The organism is Hyphomonadaceae bacterium ML37, assembly GCA_027627685.1.
In the GTDB taxonomy this organism is placed as follows: domain Bacteria; phylum Pseudomonadota; class Alphaproteobacteria; order Caulobacterales; family Maricaulaceae; genus Oceanicaulis.
Genome location: CP091241.1, coordinates 317,957 through 344,682 on the forward strand (window position 1 = coordinate 317,957; position 26,726 = coordinate 344,682).

Annotated in this window: 29 protein-coding genes; 14 read left to right on the forward strand and 15 right to left on the reverse strand. The window is 67.8% G+C overall.

The features are described from left to right. Positions 1–172: 172 nt before the first annotated feature. Positions 173–490 (reverse strand): hypothetical protein, encoded by a 318-nt coding sequence (locus L2D01_01645; protein WBQ10489.1) that lies wholly within the window; start codon positions 488–490, stop codon positions 173–175. 231 nt (positions 491–721) lie between these two features. Here L2D01_01645 and L2D01_01650 point away from each other — a divergent pair, with 231 nt between their 5' ends. Further along, positions 722–1,153, forward strand: a complete 432-nt coding sequence (locus L2D01_01650) for a hypothetical protein (protein ID WBQ10490.1) — start codon at positions 722–724, stop codon at positions 1,151–1,153. Positions 1,154–1,160: 7 nt separating this feature from the next. Here the strand turns inward: L2D01_01650 and L2D01_01655 are convergent, their stop codons facing one another. From L2D01_01655 to L2D01_01665, 3 genes are read right to left on the reverse strand one after another with little or no spacing between them, the layout of a single operon-like run. Further along, positions 1,161–1,826: a heme exporter protein CcmB gene (locus L2D01_01655; protein ID WBQ10491.1), complete on the reverse strand. Its 666-nt coding sequence runs from the start codon at positions 1,824–1,826 to the stop codon at positions 1,161–1,163. Further along, positions 1,823–2,446 (reverse strand): heme ABC exporter ATP-binding protein CcmA, encoded by a 624-nt coding sequence (ccmA, locus tag L2D01_01660; protein WBQ10492.1) that lies wholly within the window; start codon positions 2,444–2,446, stop codon positions 1,823–1,825. Before ccmA ends, L2D01_01655 begins: the two co-directional genes overlap by 4 nt. Positions 2,447–2,489: 43 nt before the next feature. Beyond that, on the reverse strand, positions 2,490–3,665 hold the full coding sequence (locus L2D01_01665) for a hypothetical protein (GenBank protein ID WBQ10493.1): 1,176 nt from the start codon (positions 3,663–3,665) through the stop codon (positions 2,490–2,492). 282 nt (positions 3,666–3,947) lie between these two features. On the opposite strand from L2D01_01665, the gene acnA reads away from it, so the two are divergent. Further along, the gene (gene acnA, locus L2D01_01670) at positions 3,948–6,626 is read left to right on the forward strand and encodes an aconitate hydratase AcnA (GenBank protein ID WBQ10494.1); all 2,679 of its coding nucleotides are present in this window, start codon (positions 3,948–3,950) and stop codon (positions 6,624–6,626) included. Positions 6,627–6,779: 153 nt separating this feature from the next. Here acnA and L2D01_01675 read toward each other — a convergent pair whose 3' ends face one another. Both L2D01_01675 and L2D01_01680 read right to left on the reverse strand, forming a co-directional pair. Next, positions 6,780–7,211, reverse strand: a complete 432-nt coding sequence (locus tag L2D01_01675; GenBank protein ID WBQ10495.1) for a hypothetical protein — start codon at positions 7,209–7,211, stop codon at positions 6,780–6,782. A gap of 89 nt (positions 7,212–7,300) precedes the next feature. Further along, complete coding sequence (locus L2D01_01680) at positions 7,301–7,513, reverse strand: cold-shock protein (protein WBQ10496.1); 213 nt, start codon at positions 7,511–7,513, stop codon at positions 7,301–7,303. 270 nt (positions 7,514–7,783) lie between these two features. Here L2D01_01680 and L2D01_01685 point away from each other — a divergent pair, with 270 nt between their 5' ends. Further along, positions 7,784–8,083 carry a hypothetical protein gene (locus tag L2D01_01685; GenBank protein ID WBQ10497.1) on the forward strand — a complete coding sequence of 100 codons (300 nt, stop codon included), beginning with the start codon at positions 7,784–7,786 and terminating at the stop codon, positions 8,081–8,083. Positions 8,084–8,194: 111 nt separating this feature from the next. Further along, positions 8,195–8,989 (forward strand): SDR family NAD(P)-dependent oxidoreductase, encoded by a 795-nt coding sequence (locus L2D01_01690; protein ID WBQ10498.1) that lies wholly within the window; start codon positions 8,195–8,197, stop codon positions 8,987–8,989. A gap of 3 nt (positions 8,990–8,992) precedes the next feature. Here L2D01_01690 and L2D01_01695 read toward each other — a convergent pair whose 3' ends face one another. After that, on the reverse strand, positions 8,993–10,300 hold the full coding sequence (locus tag L2D01_01695) for a DEAD/DEAH box helicase (protein WBQ10499.1): 1,308 nt from the start codon (positions 10,298–10,300) through the stop codon (positions 8,993–8,995). Between the two features lie 147 nt (positions 10,301–10,447). Between L2D01_01695 and L2D01_01700 the strand changes: the two genes are divergently transcribed. The 3 genes from L2D01_01700 (at position 10,448) to L2D01_01710 (ending at position 12,866) form a co-directional block, all read left to right on the forward strand. Then, the gene (locus L2D01_01700) at positions 10,448–11,164 is read left to right on the forward strand and encodes a septation protein IspZ (protein WBQ10500.1); all 717 of its coding nucleotides are present in this window, start codon (positions 10,448–10,450) and stop codon (positions 11,162–11,164) included. 39 nt (positions 11,165–11,203) lie between these two features. Then, entirely contained in the window at positions 11,204–12,037 is an 834-nt protein-coding gene (locus tag L2D01_01705) for a hypothetical protein (protein ID WBQ10501.1), read from the forward strand. A 76-nt stretch (positions 12,038–12,113) separates the two neighbouring features. Continuing rightward, positions 12,114–12,866 (forward strand): DUF1223 domain-containing protein, encoded by a 753-nt coding sequence (locus L2D01_01710; GenBank protein WBQ10502.1) that lies wholly within the window; start codon positions 12,114–12,116, stop codon positions 12,864–12,866. Positions 12,867–12,875: 9 nt separating this feature from the next. Here L2D01_01710 and L2D01_01715 read toward each other — a convergent pair whose 3' ends face one another. Together L2D01_01715 and L2D01_01720 are read right to left on the reverse strand one after the other, a co-directional pair. Further along, a complete protein-coding gene (locus L2D01_01715; GenBank protein WBQ10503.1) occupies positions 12,876–13,568 on the reverse strand; it encodes a ChrR family anti-sigma-E factor in 693 nt (230 codons plus the stop codon). 115 nt (positions 13,569–13,683) lie between these two features. Continuing rightward, on the reverse strand, positions 13,684–14,265 hold the full coding sequence (locus L2D01_01720) for a sigma-70 family RNA polymerase sigma factor (protein ID WBQ10504.1): 582 nt from the start codon (positions 14,263–14,265) through the stop codon (positions 13,684–13,686). Positions 14,266–14,427: 162 nt separating this feature from the next. Between L2D01_01720 and L2D01_01725 the strand changes: the two genes are divergently transcribed. Next, positions 14,428–14,955, forward strand: a complete 528-nt coding sequence (locus tag L2D01_01725; protein WBQ10505.1) for a hypothetical protein — start codon at positions 14,428–14,430, stop codon at positions 14,953–14,955. Positions 14,956–14,970: 15 nt separating this feature from the next. Here L2D01_01725 and L2D01_01730 read toward each other — a convergent pair whose 3' ends face one another. From L2D01_01730 to L2D01_01740, 3 genes are all read right to left on the reverse strand, one after another. Further along, a complete protein-coding gene (locus L2D01_01730; GenBank protein ID WBQ10506.1) occupies positions 14,971–16,002 on the reverse strand; it encodes a hypothetical protein in 1,032 nt (343 codons plus the stop codon). Positions 16,003–16,110: 108 nt separating this feature from the next. Further along, a complete protein-coding gene (locus tag L2D01_01735; protein WBQ10507.1) occupies positions 16,111–16,347 on the reverse strand; it encodes a hypothetical protein in 237 nt (78 codons plus the stop codon). 104 nt (positions 16,348–16,451) lie between these two features. Next, a complete protein-coding gene (locus L2D01_01740; GenBank protein ID WBQ10508.1) occupies positions 16,452–16,694 on the reverse strand; it encodes a hypothetical protein in 243 nt (80 codons plus the stop codon). A 159-nt stretch (positions 16,695–16,853) separates the two neighbouring features. Here L2D01_01740 and L2D01_01745 point away from each other — a divergent pair, with 159 nt between their 5' ends. From L2D01_01745 to L2D01_01765, 5 genes are all read left to right on the forward strand, one after another. Next, the gene (locus L2D01_01745; GenBank protein WBQ10509.1) at positions 16,854–17,123 is read left to right on the forward strand and encodes a DUF1902 domain-containing protein; all 270 of its coding nucleotides are present in this window, start codon (positions 16,854–16,856) and stop codon (positions 17,121–17,123) included. Positions 17,124–17,132: 9 nt separating this feature from the next. Continuing rightward, positions 17,133–17,327 carry a type II toxin-antitoxin system HicA family toxin gene (locus L2D01_01750; protein ID WBQ10510.1) on the forward strand — a complete coding sequence of 65 codons (195 nt, stop codon included), beginning with the start codon at positions 17,133–17,135 and terminating at the stop codon, positions 17,325–17,327. A gap of 99 nt (positions 17,328–17,426) precedes the next feature. Continuing rightward, a complete protein-coding gene (locus L2D01_01755; GenBank protein ID WBQ10511.1) occupies positions 17,427–19,400 on the forward strand; it encodes a PBP1A family penicillin-binding protein in 1,974 nt (657 codons plus the stop codon). Positions 19,401–19,481: 81 nt separating this feature from the next. Beyond that, positions 19,482–21,113, forward strand: coding sequence for a hypothetical protein (locus L2D01_01760; GenBank protein WBQ10512.1), 1,632 nt, complete (start codon positions 19,482–19,484; stop codon positions 21,111–21,113). Positions 21,114–21,333: 220 nt separating this feature from the next. Continuing rightward, positions 21,334–22,179, forward strand: coding sequence for a restriction endonuclease (locus L2D01_01765; GenBank protein WBQ10513.1), 846 nt, complete (start codon positions 21,334–21,336; stop codon positions 22,177–22,179). A gap of 163 nt (positions 22,180–22,342) precedes the next feature. Here L2D01_01765 and L2D01_01770 read toward each other — a convergent pair whose 3' ends face one another. The 3 genes from L2D01_01770 to L2D01_01780 all read right to left on the reverse strand — a co-directional run bounded on the left by L2D01_01770 (position 22,343) and on the right by L2D01_01780 (position 25,040). After that, entirely contained in the window at positions 22,343–22,918 is a 576-nt protein-coding gene (locus L2D01_01770; GenBank protein WBQ10514.1) for a sel1 repeat family protein, read from the reverse strand. 112 nt (positions 22,919–23,030) lie between these two features. Further along, entirely contained in the window at positions 23,031–24,314 is a 1,284-nt protein-coding gene (gene phaZ / locus L2D01_01775) for a polyhydroxyalkanoate depolymerase (GenBank protein WBQ10515.1), read from the reverse strand. 57 nt (positions 24,315–24,371) lie between these two features. Continuing rightward, positions 24,372–25,040 (reverse strand): SCO family protein, encoded by a 669-nt coding sequence (locus L2D01_01780; GenBank protein ID WBQ10516.1) that lies wholly within the window; start codon positions 25,038–25,040, stop codon positions 24,372–24,374. Between the two features lie 264 nt (positions 25,041–25,304). Between L2D01_01780 and L2D01_01785 the strand changes: the two genes are divergently transcribed. After that, positions 25,305–26,642: an ActS/PrrB/RegB family redox-sensitive histidine kinase gene (locus L2D01_01785; protein WBQ10517.1), complete on the forward strand. Its 1,338-nt coding sequence runs from the start codon at positions 25,305–25,307 to the stop codon at positions 26,640–26,642. Positions 26,643–26,726: the final 84 nt, after the last annotated feature.

A 26,726-nucleotide genomic window follows, 5' to 3' on the forward strand; every position in this document is an offset into this window, starting at 1 on the left:
CGAGGGGGGGATCGGCGGAACGATCTTCCCGGACGTCGAAGGGGCGCCATCCCCCCTCCGGCCCTACGGGCCGCCTCCCCCGCAAGCGGGGGAGGACAAGAACCCCCCACCACACAAAAAACCCCGCCGGCTGAACCGGCGGGGCTCCTCGTCCCGAAAAGGAATGCGAACCCTACTCCCGCGCGATCAGCGTAAACGTCACCGGCTCGCCGGCGGCGTTTTCGCCGTCCCAGCTGTCGCCCACTTCAAGCCCCTCCATCAGCGGCTGGCAATTGTCATTGCCCGCGGCGCTGGAGACGCAGAACTCGCCATCCTCATTGATTTCCCACGTGCCGCCCGAGCCCACGCTGGTGGTGTAGCTGCCGTCAGCCTCGAAAAAGACAATATAGGTCACGCTGCCGGTATCGACCTGCAGCGCGTTTTCGGTGAGCGCGTCCACGGCCGGATTGGCGGTGGCGAGAATGACGGCGGCGATCATGGTGGAAAGCATGGCGGTATCCCCTGACTGTGTATCCGCGCGGCGCGTCATGCGCCGCTGCGTGAGCGTATGGTTAACAAATTCTTGCACTGCTTGGAATGGGCGAGCCGGTCTCGCGCGGCGAGATTCCCGTAAACCCCTGCCGCAACAAGATTTTCATAGGGGCTTATTGCGTCCGGTCAAAGGCTCGGCGAGGCTTGCGCCCTGACCCTGCCGCGCTGCGCGGCCACCCTGGAACACACGATGACCACGAAAGCCCGCAAACCCACCGACTGGCGCAAGCGCCTGCGCTCGGCCAAGCCGGCGAAGACCGTCACCCTGCATGCCGACTTTGGCGGGGTGAAAGCGGGTACGGTGATGTTCATCGCCACGCCGGAGATCATCGCCGGTTATGTCGCCGCGATCCCGCCGGGCGAGACCCGCTCCGTCCCACGCCTGCGCAATGAGCTGGCCCGCCGCTACAAGGCGCAGGCCACCTGTCCGGTGACCACCGCCATCTATCTGCGCGTGGTGGCCGAAGCGGCGCTGACCGATCTGGCGGAGGGGGCCGAGACGGCTGCGATCACGCCGTTCTGGCGGGTGATTGATCCGGGCTCCGCCATCGCGCGGCGTTTGACCTGCGGCGATGATTTCATCCGCCACCAGCGGGCGCTGGAAGCGGCGCCGGACGCCTGATCCGCCTTCAGTCCAGCCGCGCCCTGAGCGCCGCGCCTGCCCCCAGCGGCGCCAGAACGCCTGCGATCAGGCTGGCGGCGAGCGCCAGCATGAGATTGGGTCCGGCGAGACCCGTGCCGTCCATGGCCGCGCGCGCGGCCCCCGCAGCGAACACCAGAAGCGGCGCCTGCAGCGGCGCAGCGATGAGGGCGATCAGCAGGCCTGCCCGCCGCAGCCCCGCCGCCAGCGCGCCGGCGAAGGCGGCGATGAACACAAGCCCCGGCGCAGCCAGCGCAATGCCCGCCGCCAGCACCAGCGCGGCTTCCAGCGTCAGCCCGTAGGCCAGCCCGCCCAGCGCCGCCAGCAGGGGCGCGGGCCAGAACACGGCGAGCGTGAAGGCCAGCGCCTTGATCAGGGCGGCCATGGACAGGCTGAGGCCCGACAGGGCGTAAAGCTCCAGCGTGCCGTCCCCGGCGTCATCGCCGAACATGCGCTCGGCGCCCTGCAGGCTCGCCAGCAGCGCTGCGAATGTGATCACGCCCGGTCCGGCGGCGGCCAGCGTGGCGGTGTCCGGCCCGATGGCCAGCGGCGCCAGCGCCAGCGCGGCCAGATTGAACGCCGCCGGCCCGGCCGGTCCGCCGCCGCCCGCAAACGCCAGGCGCCATTCGCGTACGAACAGGGCGCGCGCGCTCATGCCGCCGCCTCCAGACCCAGATCCAGACGCTCCACGTCCGGCCAGCCGAGATCAGCGTGGGTCGCGGCCAGGACAATGCCGCCGCGCGCGCGGTGACCGGCGACGAGACGCGCCAGCCGCTCGCGGCCCGCGGCGTCCAGAGGGGCAGCCGGTTCATCCATCAGCCACACCGCCCGGCCCGACAGGGCCAGGCGCGCCAGGCCCGCCCGCCGCTTCTGCCCCGCCGACAGGGCGCCGCAGGGCCGCCGGGCCAGATGACCCAGCGCCATGGCCCGCGATGCGGCCTCGATCTCGCTTGAACCTGCGCCTGACAACGCCGCCCAGAAGGCCAGCATGTCGCTCACCCGCTCGCCGGGCTTCAGCCCCTCGCTATGACCCAGCCAGCCCGCCGGGCCGGGCGTCAGCACGACCTCGCCGCTCACCGGGCGCAACAATCCGGCCAGCGCCCGCAGCAGTGTTGTCTTGCCCGCGCCATTGGGTCCGGTCAGCACGAGGGCCTGACCGGAAGCGAGGGAAAAGGACAGGTCGCGCACCAGCACCTTGCCGCCGCGCTCCAGGCGCAGGCGTCGCGTCTCCAGACGGGCGGGAGGCAGGGCAGGGGGGCGGGAGGTCTGGTCCATGGCGCGCAGCCATAGCCCGCCCCCGGCGGCAGGCCAAGTGGGGTTAGTCGGGGGGTGCGTACACCTCCTGCAACCGGGCCCTGACCTGCCGAAGGTTTAAATAGTCCGTCGCGCTGTGACTGGAGACGCCGTCAGCCGGACCGCCTTCAATCTGGTCGTTGACCATGTCGATGTTCTCCACCGCCATGAACGCGGACCCTCCAGCCCCCATTCGCGCCTCATTCATACGGTCCGCCACGCCCTGCGCCGCCCGCAGGTTTTGACCGAACTCGGTGCTGTTGAGTCTGGTGACGAGTATGCCGCCTATCAACTTACGCAAGGCAAAGTCACTAGGGTTCACTGTTGAATAGTGGCTTATCACCGATGCAGGCAGTTCTCGCACAGGATCATCGCAACGAATGCGGCGTTCTTCCCTGCTGACAAAATGCCAACAACTGATCGCCGGCGCTGTGGACGTCACCAGAATTTCCATGCCGCCATCGGCCAGCGGCCTGGGGGGGGTGGGAGCGCCGAGCGCGGCGTTCCGTGCGCGGCCAGCTTCATCCACATATTTCCCGCCTGCGAGCGCTGAGAGCGCGACGGCGGCGCCGCGGCTGTGCGCCAGAATGTGCACGCGTTGCACGCCGGCGTCCTGAAGTGTGGCGAGGATGGGCTGAAGCGCCAGATGGCCTGCCCGCTCGCCGTTGATGCTGGCATAGGTCCATGCTGCAGGAATACCAAGATTTCCGCGCGTGGACTCAAGTCCGTTCCAGAAGAACTCGATATAGCCGTGCTCAATAGGCCTGTTCGAAGGATCAGCGAGAATCCCATCAATCGCATTGCGTCGCGCCAAATAGTCATTCCGGATGCTCGTCGCTTGATTGGAGACCCCATGATTGAACCCGTGGATCAGGATGGTGACCATCTCCAGTCCGCTGAAGGCTTCCGCGATCTCTGACAAGGTCTGCTCACGGATCTGACTCAGGAGTTCAGGCGTGCAATCGAGGTAGTTCAATGAAAGTGCCCGATTATGGAGCGTGTAGGCCCCTGAGCGGTAGCTTCCGCACAGGGCTTCCCAGCCATTTGGAAAGAACGTCGCGTCAGCGTCCACCCAGACTTCGTAGTGACGCGCTGTGAGAAGCTGATTGGGCGGTGATGTGTCCGGAAAGTTGTGGGTTGCCGTGCGCGCCGCGCAGCCACTTAATGTGATGGATATAAGGATCAGGCAGACTCTCAACATGTCAGATACTCCCCCGCCGGATGCTGCCATCCGCAGATACGGAAGAGTGTGTATGCAGTTTATGCGTGCATCAAGAGAATTGTTAATATTTTGAGGCCCCGCCTCCCCCCGCCGCAGCCGCGATTGTCCAACGCCTTGGCGGCGCGATCCATTGCGGCGCGCGCGTGACGGGTTTACAAGGCGCGCAAACCTTCTGTCTTGCTGCGCTGCGGCACATCGCCCCCCAAGCACAGCGCACCTGTTTGCACCGGGCCGGGCCCGGCCCAGATCACGAGGAACATCATGGCTTCACTGGACAGTTTCAAATGCCGCCGCGAGATGAATGTCGCAGGCAAATCCTACGTCTATTTCGACCTGAAACAGGCTGAAGCCAATGGCCTCGCGGGCGTGTCGAAACTGCCCTACACGCTGAAAGTCCTTCTGGAAAACCTGTTGCGCTTTGAAGACGGGCGCACGGTCACCAAGGCCGATATCGAGGCGCTGGCAGCCTGGGTGGAGACGGGCAAATCCAGCCATGAGATCCAGTACCGCCCCGCGCGCGTGCTGATGCAGGACTTCACCGGCGTGCCGGCGGTGGTCGATCTGGCCGCCATGCGCGACGCCACCACGGCGCTGGGCGGCGACCCGAAAAGCGTCAATCCGCTGGTGCCCGTCGATCTGGTCATCGACCACTCGGTGATGGTGGATTATTTTGGCCACGCCGACAGCTTCGAGCGCAATGTGGCGCGCGAGTATGAGCGCAATGGCGAGCGCTATAAATTCCTCAAATGGGGCGCCGGCGCGTTTGACAATTTCCGCGTCGTGCCGCCGGGCACGGGCATCTGCCACCAGGTCAATCTGGAATATCTCGCCCAGACGGTCTGGACCAAGGATGAAGACGGCGCCACCTACGCCTTCCCCGATACCCTGGTGGGCACCGACAGCCACACCACCATGATCAACGGCCTGGCCGTGCTCGGCTGGGGCGTGGGCGGCATTGAAGCCGAAGCGGCCATGCTGGGCCAGCCGGTCTCCATGCTGATCCCCGAAGTGGTCGGCTTTAAAATGACCGGCAAGCTGCCTGAGGGCGCGACGGCCACCGACCTCGTCCTCACCGTCACCCAGATGCTGCGCAAGCGCGGCGTGGTGGGCAAGTTTGTGGAATTCTTCGGACCCGGCCTCGACACCCTGTCGCTGGAAGACGCGGCCACCATCGCCAACATGGCCCCTGAGTACGGCGCGACCTGCGGCTTCTTCCCGGTGGACAACGAGACGCTCGCCTATCTCACGTCCACCGGACGCGATGCGACCCGTGTGGCGCTGGTGGAAGCCTATTCCAAGGCCCAGGGCATGTTCCGTCCCGACCGCCAGGATGACCCGGTCTATACCGACACGCTGGAGCTGGATCTGGGCTCGGTCGTCCCGTCGCTCGCCGGTCCCAAGCGGCCCCAGGACCGGGTGGCGCTCACCGATGCGGCGGACGCCTTCGCCATGGCGCTGGCGGGCGAGTTCGGCAAGGCCGAAGACGGCGCAAGGCGCGTCAAGGTGGAGGGCGCCGACTACTCCATCGGCCACGGCGATGTGGTGATCGCGGCGATCACCTCCTGCACCAACACCTCCAACCCGTCGGTCATGCTGGGCGCAGGCCTGGTGGCGCGCAATGCGCTGAAGCGTGGCCTCAGCGTGCGGCCGTGGGTGAAGACCTCGCTGGCGCCGGGCTCTCAGGTGGTGACCGATTATCTCGCCCGCGCCGGGCTGCAGGACGATCTGGACGCCATGGGCTTCAATCTGGTGGGCTATGGCTGCACCACCTGCATCGGCAATTCCGGACCCCTGCCCGAGCCGATCTCGGCCGCCATCAAGGACGGCGATCTGGTCGCGGCCTCGGTGCTGTCGGGCAATCGCAATTTCGAAGGCCGGGTGAGCCCGGACGTGCGCGCCAATTATCTGGCGAGCCCGCCTCTGGTGGTCGCCTACGCCATCGCCGGCACGATGAACATCAATTTGACCGAAGACCCGATCGGCTATGACGACAATAACGAGCCGGTTTATCTCAAGGACATCTGGCCGAGCTCGGCGGAGATCGCCGAAGTGGTGCGCCAGGCCGTGACGCCGGACATGTTCGCCAGCCGCTACGCCGATGTGTTCAAAGGCGACGCCATGTGGCAGTCCATCGAGACCGCCGCGGGCCTCACCTATAACTGGCCCGACAGCACCTATGTCGCCAACCCGCCCTTCTTCGAGGGCATGTCGCGCGACGCGTCTGCGCCGGGTGATGTGACGGACGCGCGTATTCTGGGCCTGTTTGGCGATTCCATCACCACCGACCACATCTCGCCGGCCGGCTCCATCAAGGCCTCCAGCCCCGCCGGGCGCTGGCTGCAGACCCATGGCGTGGAGCCGCTGGAGTTCAACTCCTATGGCGCGCGGCGCGGCCATCACGATGTGATGATGCGCGGCACCTTCGCCAATATCCGCATCAAGAACCAGATGGTCCCCGGCGTCGAAGGCGGGGTGACGATCCATCATCCCTCCGGCGAGGAAATGCCGATCTATGACGCGGCCATGAAATACGCCGGGGAAAGCCGCCCCTTGGTGGTGTTCGGCGGCAAGGAATACGGCACCGGCTCCTCGCGCGACTGGGCGGCCAAGGGCACGCGCCTGCTGGGCGTGCGCGCGGTGATCACCGAGAGCTTTGAACGCATCCACCGCTCCAATTTGATCGGCATGGGCGTGCTGCCGCTGCTGTTCAAGGACGGGCAAAGCTGGGCCGCGCTGGGCCTGCAGGGCGACGAGACCGTCACGCTCCAGGGCGTGGCCGATCTGGCCCCGCGCGGCGATGTGCAGGCCACCATCACCCGCGCCGACGGCTCGGTGGAGACGCTGGCCCTGCGCGCCGCCATCGATACCGAGAACGAGCTCGACTATTTCCGCAATGGCGGCATCCTGCACTACGTCCTGCGCCAGCGCGCTGCAGCGTAAGGCGTTTCAGACGCCTGCAACGCAAAACCCCGGCGGAGCGATCCGCCGGGGTTTTTCATGCGCCGGCGGCTGGGCGTGTTAATGCCTCGCCGGTTTTACACAAATCCGTTTGTGTAAAACGAAACGCGTTTCATTTGACATTAATGGCCGCCCTCACGCCCCCAGCACCTCGCCCTCGCGCGCCGGCGGCGGGGGCGGGGTGCGCCAGTGGCGGATCAGGGGGAAGAGGCCGGCGAGGATTTGTGCGGCCAGACCCAGAAGCGTGCGCGGCTCGGCGTAGAGCGCCAGATGGGCCAGCACCGTGCGCCCGGCCAGAATCTGGGACAGGACCACCTCGCCGATCAGCAAAAGGACCACCGCCACGGCGCCCATGGCGCCGGCGCCGGCGCGGGTCAGCTCGCGGCCCTCCATCGCCATGCCGGTCAGGTGCCAGGCGGCGTAGAGGATCACCGGCAGCTCGATCATGAGGGCGGGCCAGGCGCCCAGCCACGGCTCGAACAGAAAGGTGCGGAACGCGCCCAGCACGATACCCAGCGCCAGCAGGCAGGCGGCGTAGATCAGGCCGGCGATCAGGGCGGGGCGCATAGGTTTGTCCAGGCTGGAGCACACGAATCAGACGCCGCGCGGGATGCGTCCCCGCGCGGCGCCGTTTAGATCAGGTCAGCGGATGGAAGTCAGCCCGCGTCTTTGAGATTGACCGCCTTGGGCCCCTTGCCCCGATTGTCCGGCTCGGTGTCGAAGGACACGCGCTGGCCGTCGCGCAGGTCGGCCATGCCGGCGTCCTTGACCGCGGTGATGTGGACGAACACGTCCTTGCCGCCATCGTCCGGGGTGATGAAGCCGAAGCCCTTGTCAGCGTTGAAGAACTTTACAGTACCAGTCGTCATGAGGAGGAGCCCTTTTCCCGTCGCTGCGCGGCGTCCCGCGCAAGAAGGCTACGCGCGCGGCGTCCCGCGTGCGGCATGCGGCCTTTCGGGGTCGGGGAAGGAACAAGTCTCTGGCGCAAAGGCGTCCGGTCATCTCGCTAGGCTTCACCGGGCCTTGTTCAGGCCGCTTGTGCGATCCAAACTATGCCTCAAACCGGTTCGCGTCACAAGCGTGTGAAAAGCCCGGGCGATTGCAAACCCTTGCGCCAACCCCTGCCGATCAGGAGTTCCATGTCCCGACACCGCCAGCGCCGGCAGGCGATCCGCGAGGCCCGAAGGGTGCGTGAAGGCGGCGCGGACGCCGGCGCGGCCATGCGCCTGGCCGTCATGGTGGCGATGGTGCTGATCGCGCTGGCCGTGGCGGCGGGCTTTCAGGGCGAGCGGCTGGCCAGCGCCGCAGCGGGCGTGTTCTCGGGCCTGGAACCGCTGACCCGGCCGGTTCTGCTGGGCGCCAGTCTGCTGGAGCTCGCCGCCGCCGCGATCATCCTGATCATCGCCGGCGTCCTGGTCTGGCGCGCCTTCCGGCGCTGAAACCGGGCGGGCTCACAGGCTTGTCTTTCTGCGCGCTTGAGGGGAGGGTCTGGCCTCTCACACAGGCGCGCAGCCCGGACCTGGCCGCGCGCGCACACGAAAGGATGCTCCATGGACCTCACCGGCAAGACCGCCATCGTCACCGGCGCAGCCAGCGGCATCGGCCAAGCCATCGCCACAGCCCTGCACGCCAGGGGCGCGAAGATCGCGGCCATTGATCTGGACGGCGCGGGCGCAGAGGCGACCGGCGCAGCGCTCGGCGGCTTCGGCGCGCGCGTGGACGTCACCGACGAGGCGGCGCTGACGCGCTTCATCAACAAGGTGGAGCGCACGCTGGGGCCGGTGGACATCTACATCTCCAATGCCGGGATCGGCGTCACGGACGGGCCGGGCTGGGGCGCGGGCGATGCGGCCAACGCGTCCTGGCAGGCGTGCTGGGACGTCAATGTCATGGCCAGCGTCTATGCGGCGCGCCATCTGGCCAAACCCATGGCCGCGAGGGGCGGGCATTTCCTGATCACGGCGTCCGCCGCCGGGCTTCTCTCCCAGATCGGCGACGCGCCCTATTCGGCGACCAAGGCGGCGGCGGTGGCGTTCGCCGAGAGTCTGGCCATCACCCATGGCGATGACGGGCTAATCGTCCACTGCCTGTGCCCGGAAGGCGTGCGCACGCCGCTGGTGGAAGGCGTGGAGGGCGGCGCGCAGGGCCTGTCGGGCTATATCGAGGCCGACGACGTGGCCGCAAAGGTCCTCGATGCCATGGCCGAGAAGCGCTTCCTCGTCACCACCCATCCCAACACCGCGCAATACGCCGCCCACAAGGGCGGCGACCGCGACCGCTGGGTGGCCGGCATGCGCAAGCTGCGCCGTCAGGTGATGGCCAGCAATAACGGGCGGCCCATGTAGGGCTCAGCCCTTCAGCTGAAACGACACCGGATCGCAGAAGCTGCGCACATCGAACAGGCGCGGATCGGTGATGATGTCGCTGGGGCGCAGCGGCGCTGACAATTCCAGCCCCGCCAGCGAGCGCGCCCGCGACAGCGCCACATAGGCCTGGCCGTGGGCGAAAAGCCGGCGCGAGACATCCAGATACACCCGCTCCAGGGTCAGCCCTTGCGCCTTGTGAATGGTCATCGCCCAGGCCAGCCGCAGCGGATATTGCGCATAGGAGCCCACGCGCTCGCGTTTCAGCCCGCCTTCGGCCCCCGGCGCCACGGCGTAGCGCGTGCGCTCCCAGCTCACCGGCTCCACCCGCACGCTCTCGCCATTGACGCGCACCATCACCGCGCCGTCGCCAAACCCAATAACCTCGCCGATGGAGCCGTTGACATAGCGCCCGCCCGGATCATTGCGGATCAGCATGACGCGCGCGCTGGCTTTCAGGATCAGCGGGTCTTCGGTGGGAAACAGGCGCGGATCGAACTCGCCCTCCACCTTGCCGGCGAACCCGCGCGGCTCGCCCACCAGCGCGTCGAGGCGCGCCTGATTGATGGCCGAGGCCGCCTGATTGGTGGCGGTGAGCACCACATGGGTCTCGCTCGCCTGCAGCCCCGAGCGCGCGCTGACGCGCTCATTGAGCTGGGCGGCCTGATCATTGTCCAGCGCGCCCTCGCGCACGGCGTTCAGGATATCGATGAAATCGCTGTCGGCCTGGCGATGGACCTGATTGAGCTCCAGGATCGAGAAGCCGGCTTCCCGGAAGGCGGGGGCGTGAAAGAAGAACGGCCCGCCATACATGTCTTCGAGATGCGCCGCCTCTTCGCCCTGAATGACGGGGGGCAACTGGGCGAGATCGCCCACCAGCACCATGCGCACCCCGCCAAAGGGCGCGTTCGTCCCGCGATTCATCCGCAGGTTGGTATCGACGGCCTGCATCACGTCGGCGCGCACCATGGAAATCTCGTCGATCACCAGCGTGGTCAGGGCCCGCATGGCCGCGCCATTGCGCCCCCGGCGCACATCATGGGGCAGGATCAGGCGCGGCGGCAGCTGAAAGAAGGAATGCAGCGTCTGCCCGCCCGCCGACATCGCCGCCACGCCGGTGGGCGCCAGCACGGCCGCCCGCGTGCCCATGGCGCGCAGGATTGCCCGCGTCACCGTGGTCTTGCCCGTGCCCGCCCGGCCCGTGAGGAACAGATGCGCCCCGCCGCGCACCGCCAGCGAAAACGCGGCTTGCTGTTCCGGCGACAAATCTGGCTGGGGCGCTGCAGGGATCATGGCCGCTCGGCTCTAGGGGGATGGGGCGGCCACCCTGCCCCGCTTCGCCGGGCAGGACCAGCGCGGGATGTGCCCCCCGGCAATCCGGCTGGCCTTGGCGTGCGTATTGAGGCAAGACGGGGCGGCCAGTCAGCGGAGCGATCAATCATGACCAACACCCCGGCCAGCCCGGACCCGTCCGGGGAGCCAGCGGCTCAGTCCAACAGCAAAACCCTGGGTCAGGGCTCGAAACTGCTGGTGGATATCGGCCCGGCGGCGGTGTTCATGATCAGCTATAACGTCGCCGGGCGTATTGTGGAGGACGGGGCGATCTACTGGGCCACCGGCCTGTTCATGGCCGCCACGGCCATTGCGCTGGTCTACGCCCTGATCACCCAGAAGCGTTTCCCGCCCATGCTGGTGGTCACCTTCGTGATCGTCACGGGTTTCGGCGCGATGACGCTGTATCTGCAGGATCCGGTCTTCGTCTTTATCAAGCCGACCATCATCAATCTCATATTCTCGCTGTCGATCCTGTTCTCCATCGCCTTCGGCTTCAATGTCTGGCAGGCGCTGTTCGGCTCGATCTATTCCATGCCCGAGCGCATCTGGACGATCCTGGCGATCCGCTGGGCGCTGTTCTTCGCCTGCCTGGCTTTGCTGAACGAGGTGCTGTGGCGCCACATCACCGGCTCGGCGGCCGACCCGGCCTTCATGGAGGCGGCGCGCTGGTTTGAAGGCTTCGAGATCACCGAGAGCTTCTGGGTGAATTTCCGTTTCTGGGGCACTTATCCGATCTTCTTCGTGTTCGTGCTGCTCAACGTGCCCATCACGCTGAAATACGCCAAGGAGCCGGAGGCCAAGGGCGCTACACCCCCCGCATAACGCTTTCACCCGGCTTCGCGCCGGGGTAGAATTCGCGTCATGAGGGGATTCCGATTCCGGTCAGCCCTGCGGTTGCGCGACGCGGCCGCGCCGCCGTTCAGCCCCATGCTGAGCGTCGTGATCGTGGCGGCCGCCTTCATCTGGGCCGTATTCTTCTATTTCGGCGTGATTGCGCTGAGCTGCGCGCAGCTGGTGGCGGTGTCGCTGCAGGGCGCGCCGGGCCTGCCGGGGGCGGCGCTGCTGTTCATCCTGATCTTCGTGGCGCTCGCTTCGCTATGGCTCATAGATGTGCTGCGGCCCAAGACCGGCCGGACGGGCGTGATCAGGCGGCTCGCGGAGGGGCTGCTCATCGCCGCCTGCCTCTATTCCTCGCTGGTCCACTACGCCTTGCTTCGCCCCATGACGCCGGAGGGCCGCATGATCCTGGCGGTGCATGAAGGGCCGGGCTCGGTGTTCCGCTACGGCCAGCAAACCCTCCTTGAAACATGGCGGAGCGGAGATGACAGATGGTGGGAACAAGCAGACAGGGAGTGGGCGGACCCCGCCGCGTCGATTCTGATAACCGTGGAGCACAGAGACGTATATGAGCTATGGCTCGGTCTGACATTTGATCAGCGCCGGGCGCGCGAGGACTATGCGCTCGGCCCGGCTGGCCCCGCCTGGCATCCCCTCTCTGGCCGGAATGGGCGCTGCACCTGTTTCAATGCGTATGGTGATGAACTTGCTGAAGAGCATCGCAGGATCGACTGGCACGAAGCTGAAGGCATCGGGCACCCGGCTGTGCTCGCGGCGTGGCGCGCCAGGCTGGACCCAAGGCCCGAGCCGCCTGCGTGGTGCGAGGCGGCGCTGGCGCCGGTGCGGTATCCGTACTGAGACGCCCGCGTCCTGACGCAGCCCGTCACGGCGGTGTGACTTCAATGTGCGCGCGCTTTGAGCTAGCACAGAGGTCATGATCCACCTGCTCACCCCTTTCATGGTCGCTTTGGCGCTGGTCCAGACAGGCGCGCGCCAGGCCGGCGGCCCGGATGCGACCGGCGCGTCTGAGGACGGCGGACTGCTGGTGGCCGAGCTGTTCACCAGCCAGGCCTGCCGCTTCTGCCCCGCCGCCAATGACTGGCTGGCGCAGGTGGGCGAGGCGCGCGGCGATGTACTCGCGCTGGCCTATGGCGTGGATTACTGGGACGTCATGTATGACTGGCCCGACGAATTTGCGCAGCCTGAATTCGTCGAGCGCCAGAAAGCCTATGTGGATGCGGGCGAGGCGCGCCGGGTCTACACGCCTCATCTGGTGATCAATGGCGGGCCGGAGCGCATGCGCTTCTCGCCCGAGCGCGCCGAAGCGGCGCTGGCGGCGGCCTCTGTTCTGACCGCGCCCGAGGCCGTGCTTGAGGGCGAGGTCATCACCATCCGTCTGGACGGACCCGCGCTGGAAGCGCCCGCCGATGTCTGGGTGATGCACTACACGCCCGGCGCGCAAACGCGCCTCATCGGCAGCGGCGGCAATGCCGGGCTGGAGATGACCCATTACAACATGGTGCGCGCGATCGCCCATGCCGGCCAGTGGCAAGGCGGGAACGCCACGCTCAGCACGCCGGCGCCGGACAGCGGTCAGGCCAGCGCCGTGCTGGTGCAGGCCGGTCCGGGCGGACGCCTTGTCGGCGCGGCGCGGGTGCGCGCCGGCGCGTCGGATTCTCAGGAATAGGCGGGCTGGCTAGGCGCCAAACGCGCGCTGCACCCAGCCCAGCGGACCGGTGAAGGCCAGCGGGCCGTCGCTGACCGCCAGCGCAATGCACACCGCGCCGGGTTCGGCCACCGGCTTGTGCTCGGTGTCGGGGTCGGCGGCGCACAGCTCGCCCGCGCCATAGCGGTCAATTCCGTCATGGAAGGCGCCGGTCAGCACCAGGGTGAACTCGCGCCCGTCATGGCCGTGGCGCGGCACGCCGCGGCCCGGCTCCAGACGGATCAGCTCAGCCTTGGCGCGGCCCTCTTCCATCAGCGTCAGGGTGCGCACACCCGGCCCGGCGAATTGCCAGGCCGCGCCGCGCTCCAGCGCCAGATCACGCACCGGGGCGGGCAGACCCAGAATTTCGTTGAGGCCCTTGCCGGCCGCTTCGGCCGCGCGCCGCGCCGCCAGATCGCTGAAGCCGGGTTTCAGCGCGGCTTCGCCCAGGCCGGCTTCTTCCGCATCGATGGCCGCCAGCACTTCGGTCAGGGCGGCCTTGCGCACTGGGGCCGGCGCCACGGTCTCCAGCATCACCCCGGCGGCCGCTTCGGCCGCCGCGCGCTGGCGCCCCACGTCATCATTCACGCAGGCCTGCGCATCCAGCAGCAGGCTCATGGGCCCGGACAGGACCCCGGACGCATACGCCGCATAAAGCTCGTCGCCGAGAGGATGATTGGTCATGGGCATGTTCACTCAAAAGCCATGCCCGCATGGCGCGGGTCAGGCTGTGCATATTGACCGCAGGCCCGCAGCTTCAAGGGGTGGGCGCCAGTTGGCGCAAATTTCGCCATGGCCGTCACAACGCATCTGCGTCGAGCACGCGGCGCAGCTTGTCGAACGCCAGGCGCAGGCGTGATTTCACGGTGCCCAGCGGCGCGCCCAGGCGCTGGGCGATATCGCGGTGGGACAGGCCGTCAAAGAAGGCGAGCCGCAACAGCGCCACCTGCTCCTCGGGCAGATCAGCCAGCGCCGCGCGCACCCGCGCGTCGCGCGCGCCGGCATGGGCGGCCTCGTCGGGCGCCTCGAAGACGGTTGGGTGCAGGGACGGATCGGCCTCGTCCAGCGCGGGCTTGGCCGCGCGCCGGGCCGCGTCGATGCGCCGGTTGCGCGCAATGCGGAAAATCCAGGTGGAGGCCGAGGCCTGGCTGCGGTCAAACTGGCCGGCCTTGCGCCAGACGGTGAGCATCACCTCCTGGGTCAGCTCCTCGGCCAGGGAATCATTGGCGTTCAGGCGGATGAGATAGGCTTTGACCCGGGGCGCGTAGAAATTGAACAGAGACGCAAACGCACTGCGGTCACGCGCTGCGACCGCTTCGACCAGACGGTCGAGCGCATCCCGGTCGAGAGCCGGCTCCGTAGTGGCGGGCGCGTCGGGCAAGCAGCAGCACCTGACTGTTCAGTGTAAGGCCATCACACAGGGTCGGAGAGGATTTATCAACCCGCATGGCCTTGAATCCGCCCTCAAGCCCCGGTCTAAAGCCGGACATGACCACGCGCCAGCGTCACTGGCGCCGCAGCCTGATCGACAAAGAGAGCCCCGATGCGTTTGCCCGCCGCCCTTTGCGCCAGCCTTGTCAGCCTCGCCGCGTTCGCGGCGGCGCCCGCGCCAGCACAGGCGTCTGCGGGCGCCGAGCCGGTGTTTCGCGCCGCCCACAACGCCTGGCGCGTCTTCACCCGGGGCGAGGGCGCGGACCGGTATTGCTACGCGGTCAGCCGCCCCAGCGAGTCCCTGCCGTCCAATGTCACTCACGGGGATGTGTTCTTCTTCGTCGCCAGCTGGGCGTCCGGCGCCGCGCGCGAACAGCCCAGCTTCATGGCCGGCTATCCGCTGCGTCCCGACAGCCCGCCGCGCGCCCGCGTCGGATCGGACCGGTTTGCGATGTATGTCTCGCGCAATGAAGGCTTTGTTGAACTGGAGCGCGACTCCACCCGGCTGGTGAACGCCATGCGCCAGGGCTCGGCCATGCGCGTGGAAGCCACCAGCGATCGCGGCACGGCCACCGTGTACGAGTTCTCGCTGTCGGGCGTCACCGCCGCCCTGCGTCAGGTCAATGATCTGTGCCGCTGATCGCGCGGTGAGCGATCAATCGCCCGCTGCCATCGCGGCGCGCACCGCCACGGCGGTACCGGGCTGGTCGGTGAACACGCCATCCACGCCCAGCGCGTAGAGCGCTCTCAGCTCGTCCGTAACGCTCGCGCCCGTATGCGGCGCCCGGTCATCGCGCACGGTCCAGGTATGGACGGCCAGACCCAGCTCGTGGGCGCGTTCCAGATAGCCGGTGCTGGATCCGTCCGGGTTCAGCAGCACCGCCTTGTACGGCCCCACCGCGTCGGCGAACTGCGCGATCTCCTCCAGCGGCAGGCCCCCCGCATTGGACGCCGGATCGTCCGGCCCGCCATAAAGCATGGCCAGCGTCACCGGCGTCAGCGGGCGCAGGCGCTGCAGGAAACCCGGATCAAAACACTGGATGATGATCGGGGCGTCCGCGCGGTTCAGCCCGCGCCGCTCCAGAACCTCGAGCAGCACGGGCAGGGGATCGAGCCCCATGGCTGTATGTTCGGCGGGCAGTTTCACTTCCGGCTCTGTTGGGATGGTGCAGCCGCACTCGGCTTCCAGCTCTTCCACCAGATCAAAGAAATCATCCAGTGTCAGGACCGGGTCGCGATCATTGTATTCGGTGGAGCGGTCCTCGAAGACCTGACGCACACGCAGGGAGCGCAGCTCATCGGCGGTGAAATCCATCACCCACCAGTCCTCGCGGCCCATCAGGGACCGGCGCCGGTCAGCAAACTCGGGACGCTCCGCGATATCGGTGGAGGTGGACAGGTACGGGTCATGGCGCACGATCAGCTGACCGTCCGACGACATCATCAGATCGGGTTCCAGAATGTCCGCGCCCTGCTCGAACGCCAGACGGTAGGCGCTCTCGCTGTGCTCGGGCCGGTAGCCCGACGCCCCGCGATGGGCGATCACCAGCGGCGCCTCCCCGGTCAAGGTCGCCCACTGTGCAGCGGGCCCGCGCTGGGCTGCCGGGGCGGTTGAACCGGGGACGGGCGCCGGCTCGGCGCAGGCGGCCAGCAGGGTTGAGGCGGCCAGCATCAGCATGCGGATCATCACGGAAAATCCCTCCGGTCTCGCGAATCTGACGGGCAGATTAGCCAAACCGGCGCGCGTCCGCGCGTGATGATTTCGTGACGAAGAACCGGACCTTCGCAGACGCCTCTAGAACAGCGAGAAGGCCAGATCGCGGATATTCTCAAAGCTCCACAACCCCGCCATGGCGCCCAGCACCAGCACCAGAAGGATTTTCCACCGGTGGGCGCGTATGCCGCGCCGCATCAGGGTGAAGCCGGCCAGCGTCGCCCGCCAGCCCACAATGCGCACCGGAACGCCGATCGCCAGGCTGGCCGTCAGGGCCAGGGCCACCATCACAAGCTCTGCAGGATACGCCGCCAGCATCACGCCCTCCCCAAACTATCGGGCCCTCCTGGCCCCACGCGCCTATCACGCCCGGCGCCGGGCGAATGAAGGCTGAAGGCGGTGTTCAGCTCCGGTTTATCCGCTCAGCGCCCGCCGCGCGGATTGATCGGTTCATCCGCCGGTCCCGGCCCGCCCGGCTGCGCCGAGCCGCAATAGGGCCAGCTGCCGGTATTGGGCCCGCGATCGGGACACACGCTTTCGCCCTCGGGCATCAGCGCACAGGCGCCCAGCGCCATGACGCCGAGCCCCGCCGCCGCCGCGATCAGGCCCGCGCGCCGCGCCATCCGGTATCCACCCATCAGATCAGTCCCCTCAAACTGCTTCATCCCCATGATCACCCGCCGCGCGCGTACGGGCAAGGCGGGATTCGGGGCGGGGTGTTCATCAATGCTCCGCTTGACGGCGTTTGGCTTGCGCCGTCGAGCTGCTATGATGGCGCGGCTGGCGGACCGGCTTGGCCAGATGCGCGGAGGCTTCCGATGCCCATGAACGATAATCGCACCTTTCATGTCCGGGCGGTCTGGGATGATGAGGCGAAGGTCTACATCTCCCAGAGCGACATCAAGGGCCTGCACATCGAAGCCGAGACAGTTGAGGCCTTCGAGGCTGTGGTGTTCGAGCACGCACGGGCTCTGGTGTTTGAAAATCATATCAAGCCTGAGCTGGGCCGACGTCCGATTGATGATTTGATGTCGGGAAAGCTTGTGCCTGGCATTGTCTGGCAGCGGCCGGACGTTGTGCCCGCTGGCCTTTAAGCGGCCCCTATGCCCGAGGGCGATTACAAGGACATCATCCGCCGTCTCAAAGAGGCGGGCTTCACGAAGGTCAAAGGCGGCAAAGGCAGTCACGAAAAGTGGGTCGCCCCCGATGGTTCCGTGCACTTGGTGCCTCGATCCACGCGCAGCCGCCACACCGCCAACGCGATTTTGAAAGGCGCGGGCATAGACCACAAATTCTAGGGTCCCCCGCCCCCTGACGCCCCCCAATTCACGCGCCCTTAACCACGTAAGCGCTTTGTGGAGGGTCTGCACTCAGACCATCAGGGCGAGCGTCCATCCATGTCCCAGCATCAGAGCCCGCGCCCGTATTCGCGCGCGCGCCCGCCGCGAAAGGGCGGGGCATGGGGGGCGGCGTTCCGGCTGTTCGCCGCGGCCATGGTGCTGGTCATGCTGGCGGGCGGGGCCTGGCTGGCCGGGCTGGCGCGCAGCCTGCCTGATCTCTCGGCGCTCGAGCCTGCGCCGCGCACCGGCGAGATTGTGCTGCTGGACCGCAGCGGGCGCACGATTGCGCGGCGCGGCGAGGTCAGCCATGGCGCCATCCGCGCCGAAGCCCTGCCCGAAACCCTGACCCTGGCCGTCCTCGCGGTGGAAGACCGGCGCTTCTACAGCCATTTCGGCGTCGATCTCATCGGCACGGCGCGCGCCGCACTGGCCAATATCCGCGCCGGCCGGGTGGTGCAGGGCGGCTCCACCATCACCCAGCAGCTGGCCAAGAACCTGTTCCTCACGCCTGACCGCACCCTGCGCCGCAAGGCGCAGGAGATGATGCTGGCTTTGTGGCTGGAGCAGCGCTTCACCAAGGATGAAATTCTCGCCCTCTATCTCAACCGGGTCTATTTCGGCGCCGGCGCCTGGGGGGCCGAAGCCGCCGCGCGGCGCTATTTCTCCAAGAGCGCGGACGAGCTGAGCCTCGGCGAAGCGGCCCTGCTGGCCGGCCTCCTGAAAGCGCCGTCGCGCTATGCGCCGACATCGGACGCCCTGCGCGCCTCGGTGCGCGCCACCGTGGTGCTGGACCTGATGCTGGCCACGGGGCGGATCACCGAAGCCGAACGTATCGCCGCCGCTGAAGCCCCCATCCGGGTGTCGCGCGGCAATGCCAGCCCCGGCGCGGGCTGGTTCGCCGACTGGGTCCTGCCCCAGGTGCGCGAGCGCCTGCCCGGGCATACCGGCGATCTGATTGTCCATACCACGCTGGACATCGCCGCCCAGCGCGCCGCTGAAACGGCGCTGAGCGAGGGTCTGGCCGATCCCGAACTGGCCTTGGGCGCAGGCGCGGGTGCGCTGGTGGCGCTGGATCACACCGGCGGCGTGGCGGCCATGGCCGGCGGGGCGGACTATGCCCGCTCGCCCTTCAACCGGGCGGTCAGCGCCCGCCGCCAGCCCGGCTCGGCCTTCAAGCCCTTTGTCTACGCCGCCGCCTTTGAAGGCGGGCTCACCCCGGACGATGTGTTCGTGGACCAGCCGGTGAGCTATGGCGGCTGGGCGCCGGAGAATTTCAACAACCGCTATGAGGGCGCCCTGACGCTGGAGACGGCCTTCGCCCGCTCGTCCAACTCGGTGGCGGTGCAGGTATCGGAAACCACCGGGCGCGGCTGGGTGCTGCGCACGGCGGCGCGCATGGGGCTCACCAGCCCCATCGCCAACACGCCCTCGGCGGCGCTGGGCGCCTATGAAGTCACGCCGCTGGAGCTCATCGGCGCCTATCTGCCCTTCATGAATGGCGGGCGCGCCGCCGCGCCCTACGCCATCGGGTCCATCACCGCGCCGGACGGGACGGTGCTCTGGAGGCGCGAGGATGCGCCCGGTCCGCTGGTGCTGGCCGGACGCGTCGTCATCGATATGGACCGGGTGTTTGAAGCCGCCGTGGAGACCGGCACCGGGCGCGGCGCGCGGGTTCCAGGCCGGGCGGTGCGCGGCAAGACCGGCACCACCAATGGCCATCGCGACGCCTGGTTCGCGGGCTGGTCTGAAGGCATGGCCGCCGTGGTGTGGATGGGCAATGACGATTTCACCCCCACTGACGACGCGCTGGGCGGCGCCGGGCCGGCGCGCATTTTCGCCCGCTTCATCAACGCCGCCCCGGCCTGGCCGGCGCCGCTGGACGCCTTGCTGGTCCAGCCCGCCCGCCCCGATGACCCCATCGCGGCGCTGCTCGAGCCCTCCGGTCCCGCGCCGGCCCCGGCGCCTGCGCGCGAGGAAGAGCCCGCCTCTGACCCCATCGCCGCCCTGCTCGGCCGCATGGACGGCAACTGAGGCGGCGCGATTTTGGGGGTGCGCGCGTGCGCGCCGCCCGCTAGACTTGCGCCTCACTCACGAATACAGGGGACGCTTTCCGTGACCAAACTCGCCCGCATGTCAGCCTATGCCTCCGCCGCCGCTCTGGCCCTGGCGCTCGCCGCCTGTGGCCCGGACGAGCCCGGTGAAGGGCCCCGCACCGCCGTCTCCGAAGCCCAGATGGAAGAGGGGCTGGACGCGCTGGGCTTTGCGCGCTCGGACCTGTTCGCCTCAGCCGAGGCGGAGATGGAGGACGGGGTCGCGGTCTATACTGGCCTGACCAGCGCTGACGGCGAGGCGCCCGGACGCGTGGGACGTCTGTCCATCGCCGCGCCGCGGGTCGAGGATGGCGTCGCCCGTTTTGACTGGCTGGAGGCTGAAGACCTGCTCGCCGGCGGCGAGGATGGCGAGGGTGGCGAGGGCGTCGCCCGCATCGCCCGCCTGCGCGCCGACCGCCCGGGCGCCGCCTTGTCCCAGCTCATTTCCGATCTGATCAATGGCCGCGCGGACGAGGATGATTACGAGCTGCCCTCGCGCGCGGCGGCTGACTACACCTTCGCCGAATTGTCCATGTCGGGCCTGAGCTTCACGGCGGACGGCGGCGATGAAGCCCCCGTCGGCGGCGCGCTCGCGCGTGCGGCGCTGGAAGCGTTCGACGGCGAGCGGCTGGGCCGCGCCGTGATTGAGGGCCTGTCCATCACCGGCGACGACGAAGACGCCGGCGAGCTCGTGATGCGCCTGGACGAGTTCTCCATGACCGGGCTCGACGCCCTGTTCATCGATGTTCTGCTGAACATTGAAGACGAGGGTGAGGACGGCGCGATCGCCATGGGCGACCAGTTCTCCGAAGCCATGACCCGCTGGATGCGCCCCACCGGCGCGTTCGAGAGCCTCGCCATGCGCGGCATGGAGGTGCGCGCCGGCGGCGCCCGTATCGCCATGCCCACGCTGGACATGCGCTACGAAACCCGGCGCGACGACACGATCGACATCATCGCCGAGATGCCGCAGCTCACCGTGGCGCTGTCCTCCGACACGCCCGAAACCGCCCAGGGCGCGCAGATGCTCGCCTCCATGGGCTATGAGATGCTGGAGTTCTCGCTCTACAGCCGCACGCGCTACAACCCGGCCACCGACCGCGCCACCGTCGCGCTGGAGGATTACTGGTTCGAGCTGAAGGACGGACTGCGCATCTCCCTCGCCCAGGACGTCTCCGGCCTGCAGGCCTATGCCGACCAAACCGCCGCGGTGATGAGCGAAATGTTCGCTCAGATCGAGGCGGATCCGGACGGGGCCGCCGGCGAGCTGCCCGAGGCCGTCGAAATGCGCCTGATGGAAGCCTATGGCGCGCTGCAGATCCACTCCATGACCCTGCGCATCGATGACCTGAACCTGCTCGAACGCGCCATGACGCTGAACGCCCAGATGCAGGGCGTCACGCCGGAGGAAGCGCGCATGCAGGCCGCCACCATGATGGGCCTCGGCATCGCCATGGGCGGCGGCATGCTGCCCGAGGGCCTCGCCATCGAGATGGGCGCCGCGCTCAGCGCCTTCATCAACCAGGGCGGCGCGGTGGAGATCGCCATGGCCCCTGCCGCCCCCGTGGGCATGGACCGGCTGATGAATGTCGCCGAAGACATGAGCGTCATCGCCGATCTCGGCCTCTCCGTCCGGCACATTCCGGCGGAGTAGGGGAGGGGGGGTAGGCCCCGCCGACCGCGAGACTTGGAGCCGACATTGCGCCCGTCCGGCCTGGAGCCGGGCGGGCGTTTAGCGTTGTGTCTTGCACGTGAGCGCGAGTCCGGCTCTCCTGAGGGGTGAAGGTTGCGGGGAGGCGTTGGGCGCACTGCCCGCGCTCACGTATAACGTACGTGATCACGACGATCAGGGCCGGTGAGGGACATACTGCACCATGACGGGCACACCGAATGATCTGCCAAAGTTTTCCGAGCTGATGCCTCTGGTCATCGAGGCGCTGCAGGCGCTCGGCGGATCGGCCTCGATTGACGAGCTCAATGAGTGGGTGGCCTCCAGACTGCAACTCAGCGAGGCCGAGTTGGAGATCACCTATCCAAAGTCAGGCGATTACGTGTTTCGTGATCGCGTGAGCTGGGCGCGTAGCTATCTCAAGCAGGGTGGGTACGTCGACAACTCCCAGCGCGGGGTCTGGACCATCACGCCGGAAGGCCGTCAGGCAAGCCTTGAGGATATCGCACAGGTCCCGAGGCGCGTGGTGACAGATTACAACCGGCGCAAGGCCAAAGAGGCGCCTGGCCTTGATGAGGCAATTTCGGACGCACGCGACTGGAAGGAGGAGCTGCTGGACCATCTGGGGCAGATGGCCCCGGAGGCCTTTGAGCGCCTGTGTCAGCGCGTCTTGCGTGAAAAGGGCTTCACCAAGGTCGAAGTGACAGGGCGCGGCGGCGATGGGGGCATCGACGGTCAGGGCGTGCTGCGCGTCAATCTCCTGTCCTTCCAGGTGATCTTTCAGGCCAAGCGCTGGAAGGGCTCGGTCGGTGCCAGCGTGGTTCGCGATTTTCGGGGCGCAATGATCGGACGGGCCGACAAAGGCCTGATCATGACGACGGCGCGGTTTACCACCGAGGCCAGCCGCGAGGCGACGCGCGACGGGGCCCCGGCGATTGACCTCGTTGATGGTGAGGACTTCTGCGAATTGCTCAAGGAAATCCGCCTGGGTGTCCGCGTCAGGATGGTTGAGGAAGTGGAGGTTTCAGCCAGCGATCTTGCGGAGATATGAGCACAGGTCCGTCAACTGTGCCAATCACTCCAGATCGTCGCCAGAGTCGCTGCATGCGACTGCGCTATACATGTCTTCCTGGCCGCGCTCGCCCTGCAGCGGCGCTTCCAGATCGGGTGAGGGCGCGCGAGCGGCGCTCCGGCGTCCGCCCGCCTTCCCAGCCTCAGCCGCAATCGGCGTAGCGGCTCGCTTCGCAGCGCTGGGCCAGGGCGCGGGCGCTGGCGACCTGGGTTTCGGTCATCCGGCCGGCGATCAGGTCGCCGTATTGCACGCCCGTCTCATCGCCGGCCATGGCCGCCAGGCTGAACCAGGCCAGGGCGCGCACATCGTCCTGGGCGACCCCGTCCCCATTGGCGTACATCACGCCGTAATTGCTGCAGCCTGTGGCGCTGCCGCCTTCGCACGCCAGACGGTACAGAGCGGCGGCCTGGGATCGATTCTGGCTGACATACCGTCCGATCTCGTACATGAAGCCAAGCTCATTGCAGGCCTCGGCCGTGCCGCGCTCGCAGGCCTGCACATACCGCGCGACCGTGATGGCGCGATTGCGGCCAGCATGCCGATGGTTCCGGAACACCATGGCCCCAGCGCTGCAGGACACATCGTTGTAGGCGCAGCCCAGGCGGTCCAACTGCGAGCGGGAGGGCGCATCCCCGGCTGCCTGCGCCGGACCCGGAAGGCCGGCCAGCAACAGCCCGGCGCTCAGCGCCGCACCGGCCATACACGCTTGTATATTCATGGCTTGACCCTCCGCTATGATATCGCGTCACATGACATGAGCTGCAACCATAGCATCAAAATACGCCTGACACGAGAATAAAGGCGCGCGTCCGTGGCGAGGGCCCAGCCCCCTAAGCCGCCTTCCCCTTGCGCGCCGCCTTCGCCGCGTGCTCGGCCATGAACGCCTTCATCTTGGGCGCGATCTCTTCGCGGAAGCGGCGGCCGTTGAAGACGCCGTAATGGCCCACGTCTGGCTGAACGTGATCGAGGCGCATCGCATCGGGAATGCCGGTGCACAGCGTGTGGGCGGCCTGGGTCTGGCCGATGCCGGAAATGTCGTCGTTCTCGCCCTCCACCGTCATCAGGGCGATGTCGGTGATGGCTTCGGGCCGCACCGGGCGGCCATGGACGGTGAGCAGGCCGCGCGCCAGCTTGTGCTCCTGGAACACGTCGTGGATGGTCTGCAGGTAGAATTCTTCGGTCAGGTCCATCACCGAGAGATATTCGTCATAGAAGGCGCGGTGCCGGTCGGCGCTGTCGCCATCGCCGTCAATCATCTGGTTGAAATAGCGGTAGTGCGCGTCCACGTGCCGCTCGTAATTCATGTTGATGAAGCCGGTGAGCTGCAGGAAGCCCGGATACACCCGGCGCAGCCCGCCGGGATAGAAGACCGGCACGGTCTGGATCAGATTGTCCCGGAACCAGGAGTACGGGCGCTCTTCGGCCAGCTTGTTGGGCACGGTGGGCGATTTGCGCGCATCAATGGGCGAGCCCATGAAGGTCATGGACGCCGGACGCATCGGGTCCTGGTCCTCGGCCATCAGGGCGATGGCGGCCAGGGTCGGCGGGCCGGGCTGGCACACCGCCACCACATGCACGCCCGCGCCGATGGCGCTGATCATCTCGCGCACATAGAGCGTGTAGTCTTCCAGATCGAACCGGCCCTCATTGAGCGCGACCATGCGCGCGTCCGACCAGTCGGTGATGTACACCTCGGAATCGGGCAGGAAGGCTTCCACTGTGCCGCGCAGCAGGGTGGCGAAATGGCCCGACATGGGCGCCACCAGCAGGACTTTGGGATCGCTGAGCGCGCCCGGCTTCACGCCGCGCGCCCTGGCGAGCGCGGCCGCATTGCGTTTGAAGTGCAAGAGTCGGCAGAACGGCTTGGACCACACCGTCTCGATCTCGACGGGGACGGTTTCCCCGTCCACCACCAGCGGGTCCAGCGCCCATTCGGGCTTGCCGTACTGGCGCGTCAGGCTTTCAAACAGATCCGCCGACGCCGCCATGGCGCGTCCGGCCAGCGTCTCGCCAGCCGGATTGAGCGGATTGCGCAAGGACCGCCGCGTCATGTTGGCGGCGGCGCGCCAGGGCAGCATGGCCGCACGCGACATTTCAAGGAAGGAATAGAACATGGACGCGAACGGGCTCCATTGCGCCGCGGGCCGCGGCCTTAAATAGTCTGGTCTCGATTATGCCGGAGAGGTCTCAAGGAAGGCTTTCAGACGCGCCGCAACATGGGCCGGCGCCGCGCCGTGGGGGAAAATCTCCACGAACCGCCCCTCACGGTCCATGAGATAGATGATCGAACTGTGATCCACCGTGTAGTCCGACGACACGCCGTCATCCTCCACCCGGGCAAAAAACACCCTGTAAGCACGTGCAGCATTGCGTACCTGATCCAGCGTTCCCGTCAAGCCCGTGAGGTTTTCCGGAAAGGCCGGCGCGGTGATGTATTGCGCCAGCAATTCGGGCGTATCGCGCTCGGGATCCACGCTGATCAGGATCGGCTGGAACTGCGCCCGCTCGTCCTCGCTCAGCTGCTCCAGTGCCGCGCCCATCACCTGCAGCGAGGCCGGGCACACGTCGGGACAATAGGTGAAGCCGAAATAGATCAGCATGGGCCGGCCGGCGAAATCGGCGTCGGTGACGGTCTCGCCGCGATGATTGACCAGGGTGAAGGGCCCGCCCACCTGCGCCTCGCCGCTGGAGCGCACCGCCGCGGGCGCGGGCGGGGCGTCCGGGTCCACTGGCGCCGGACCGCGCAAGAGCGCGGCGCCCACCATCACCGCTGCGGCCAGCAGGGCTGCCGCAAAGGCCACCACCGGAATGAACCAGACCGGGCGTGTCTTGAAACTCATCTTGTCCTCATTCGTCTTTGAGTGCGTCTCTGTGTGCGTCTGTGCATGCCGACGCGCCGTGAGGGCGCACCGGTCGCGCGCCATCCTAACGCACGAGCGGCCCGTGCGGCCAAGGGTCCGCTTGACGCAGGCCGTGCGCTCCCGCTTGCTGGGCGCGGTTCACGCCTTACATGGCCCGCCCGTGTGGCGGTGTCGAGGCGGCGGGGCGCCGATCCCGCCCGCCCCCAACTCTCGCCGTCGCCGTCCAGCAGGAGCGCGCCGCCCATGACTGACAGCTTCAGCCCCGCCCGCGCCGCGATCGGCGCGCCGGACGATCCGGTGGATGGCGGCGACCTGGCGCCGGTGTTCGGCCGGGTGCGTCTGCGCACGCTGATCTTCCTGCGCTGGCTGGCGGTGGCGGGCCAGACCGCGACGGTCCTGGGCGTGCATTTCGGTCTGGGGTTCGCGCTGCCGCTGCCCGCCTGCTTCGCCCTCATCGGCGCCAGCGCCGCGCTCAATGCGCTGCTGCCGGTGTTCGTCTCCACCCAGCGCCTGGCCCGTGACGGCGAGGCGTTTGGCCAGCTCGCGTTCGACCTCATCCAGCTCATGGCGCTGCTGGCGCTCACCGGCGGGCTGGCCAATCCGTTCGCGGTGATGATTGTCGGCCCGGTGGTGATCTCCGTGGCCGCCCTGCCGCCGCGCTGGTGGTTGTCGCTGGGCGCGCTGGCGCTGGCCGGGACCAGCGCGCTGGCGGTCTGGCACCTGCCCATGCCCTGGATTCCCGGTGAAGTGTTCTCCCTGCCGCCGCTCTATCTGGCCGCCACGGGGCTGGCGCTGGTGATCGCCATCGCCTTCACCGCCATCTACGCCTGGCGTGTGGCGGGCGAGGCGCAGCGCATGGGCGCGGCGCTGGCGGCGACTCAAGGCGTGCTGGCGCGCGAGCAGCGCCTGTCGGCGCTGGGCGCCCTGGCCGCCTCCGCCGCCCATGAGCTGGGCACGCCGCTGGCCACCATCCAGCTCACCGCCAAGGAAATGCTGCGCGCCGCCACCGATCCCGAACTGAAAGAAGACGCCGAACTGCTGGTGTCTCAGGCCCAGCGCTGCCGGGAGATCCTCCAGCGCCTGTCCCAGATGCGTGATGCCGGCGACCGCATGCATGACCGGCTGGGCCTGAGCGAAGCCATGGAGGAGGCCGCCGCGCCCCTTCAGGGCGTGGGCGCGCCCATCTCCGTGCGGCTCTCCGCCCCCCTGGGCGAGGCGCGCGCGCCGGTGCTGCGCCGCCGGGTGGAGCTGATCTATGCGCTGGGCAACTTCATCGAGAACGCGGTGGATTTCGCCGCCACCCGCGTCATCGTCACCGGCGCCTGGACGGCGCGCCATGTCACCTTCACCGTGGAGGATGACGGGCCGGGCTTCCCGCCCGACATTCTGGCCAAGCTGGGCGAGCCCTATGTCACCACCCGCCAGGCCGAACCGGGCCATGGCGGGCTGGGCCTGGGCGTTTTCATCGCCATGACCCTGGCCCAGCGGGTCCAGGGCAAGGTGACCCTGTCCAATGCGCCGGGCGGCGGCGCGCGGGTGGAAATCACCTTGCCCCGCGCGGGGCTGGAGATCGAGGATTAAGGGGGCCTGCGCCCGCCGTCTGCGGCGTTTTCACCACAAAGCCTTCGAAATCAGTCAGGCATCGTCTAGTTAAGTCTCCAGGAC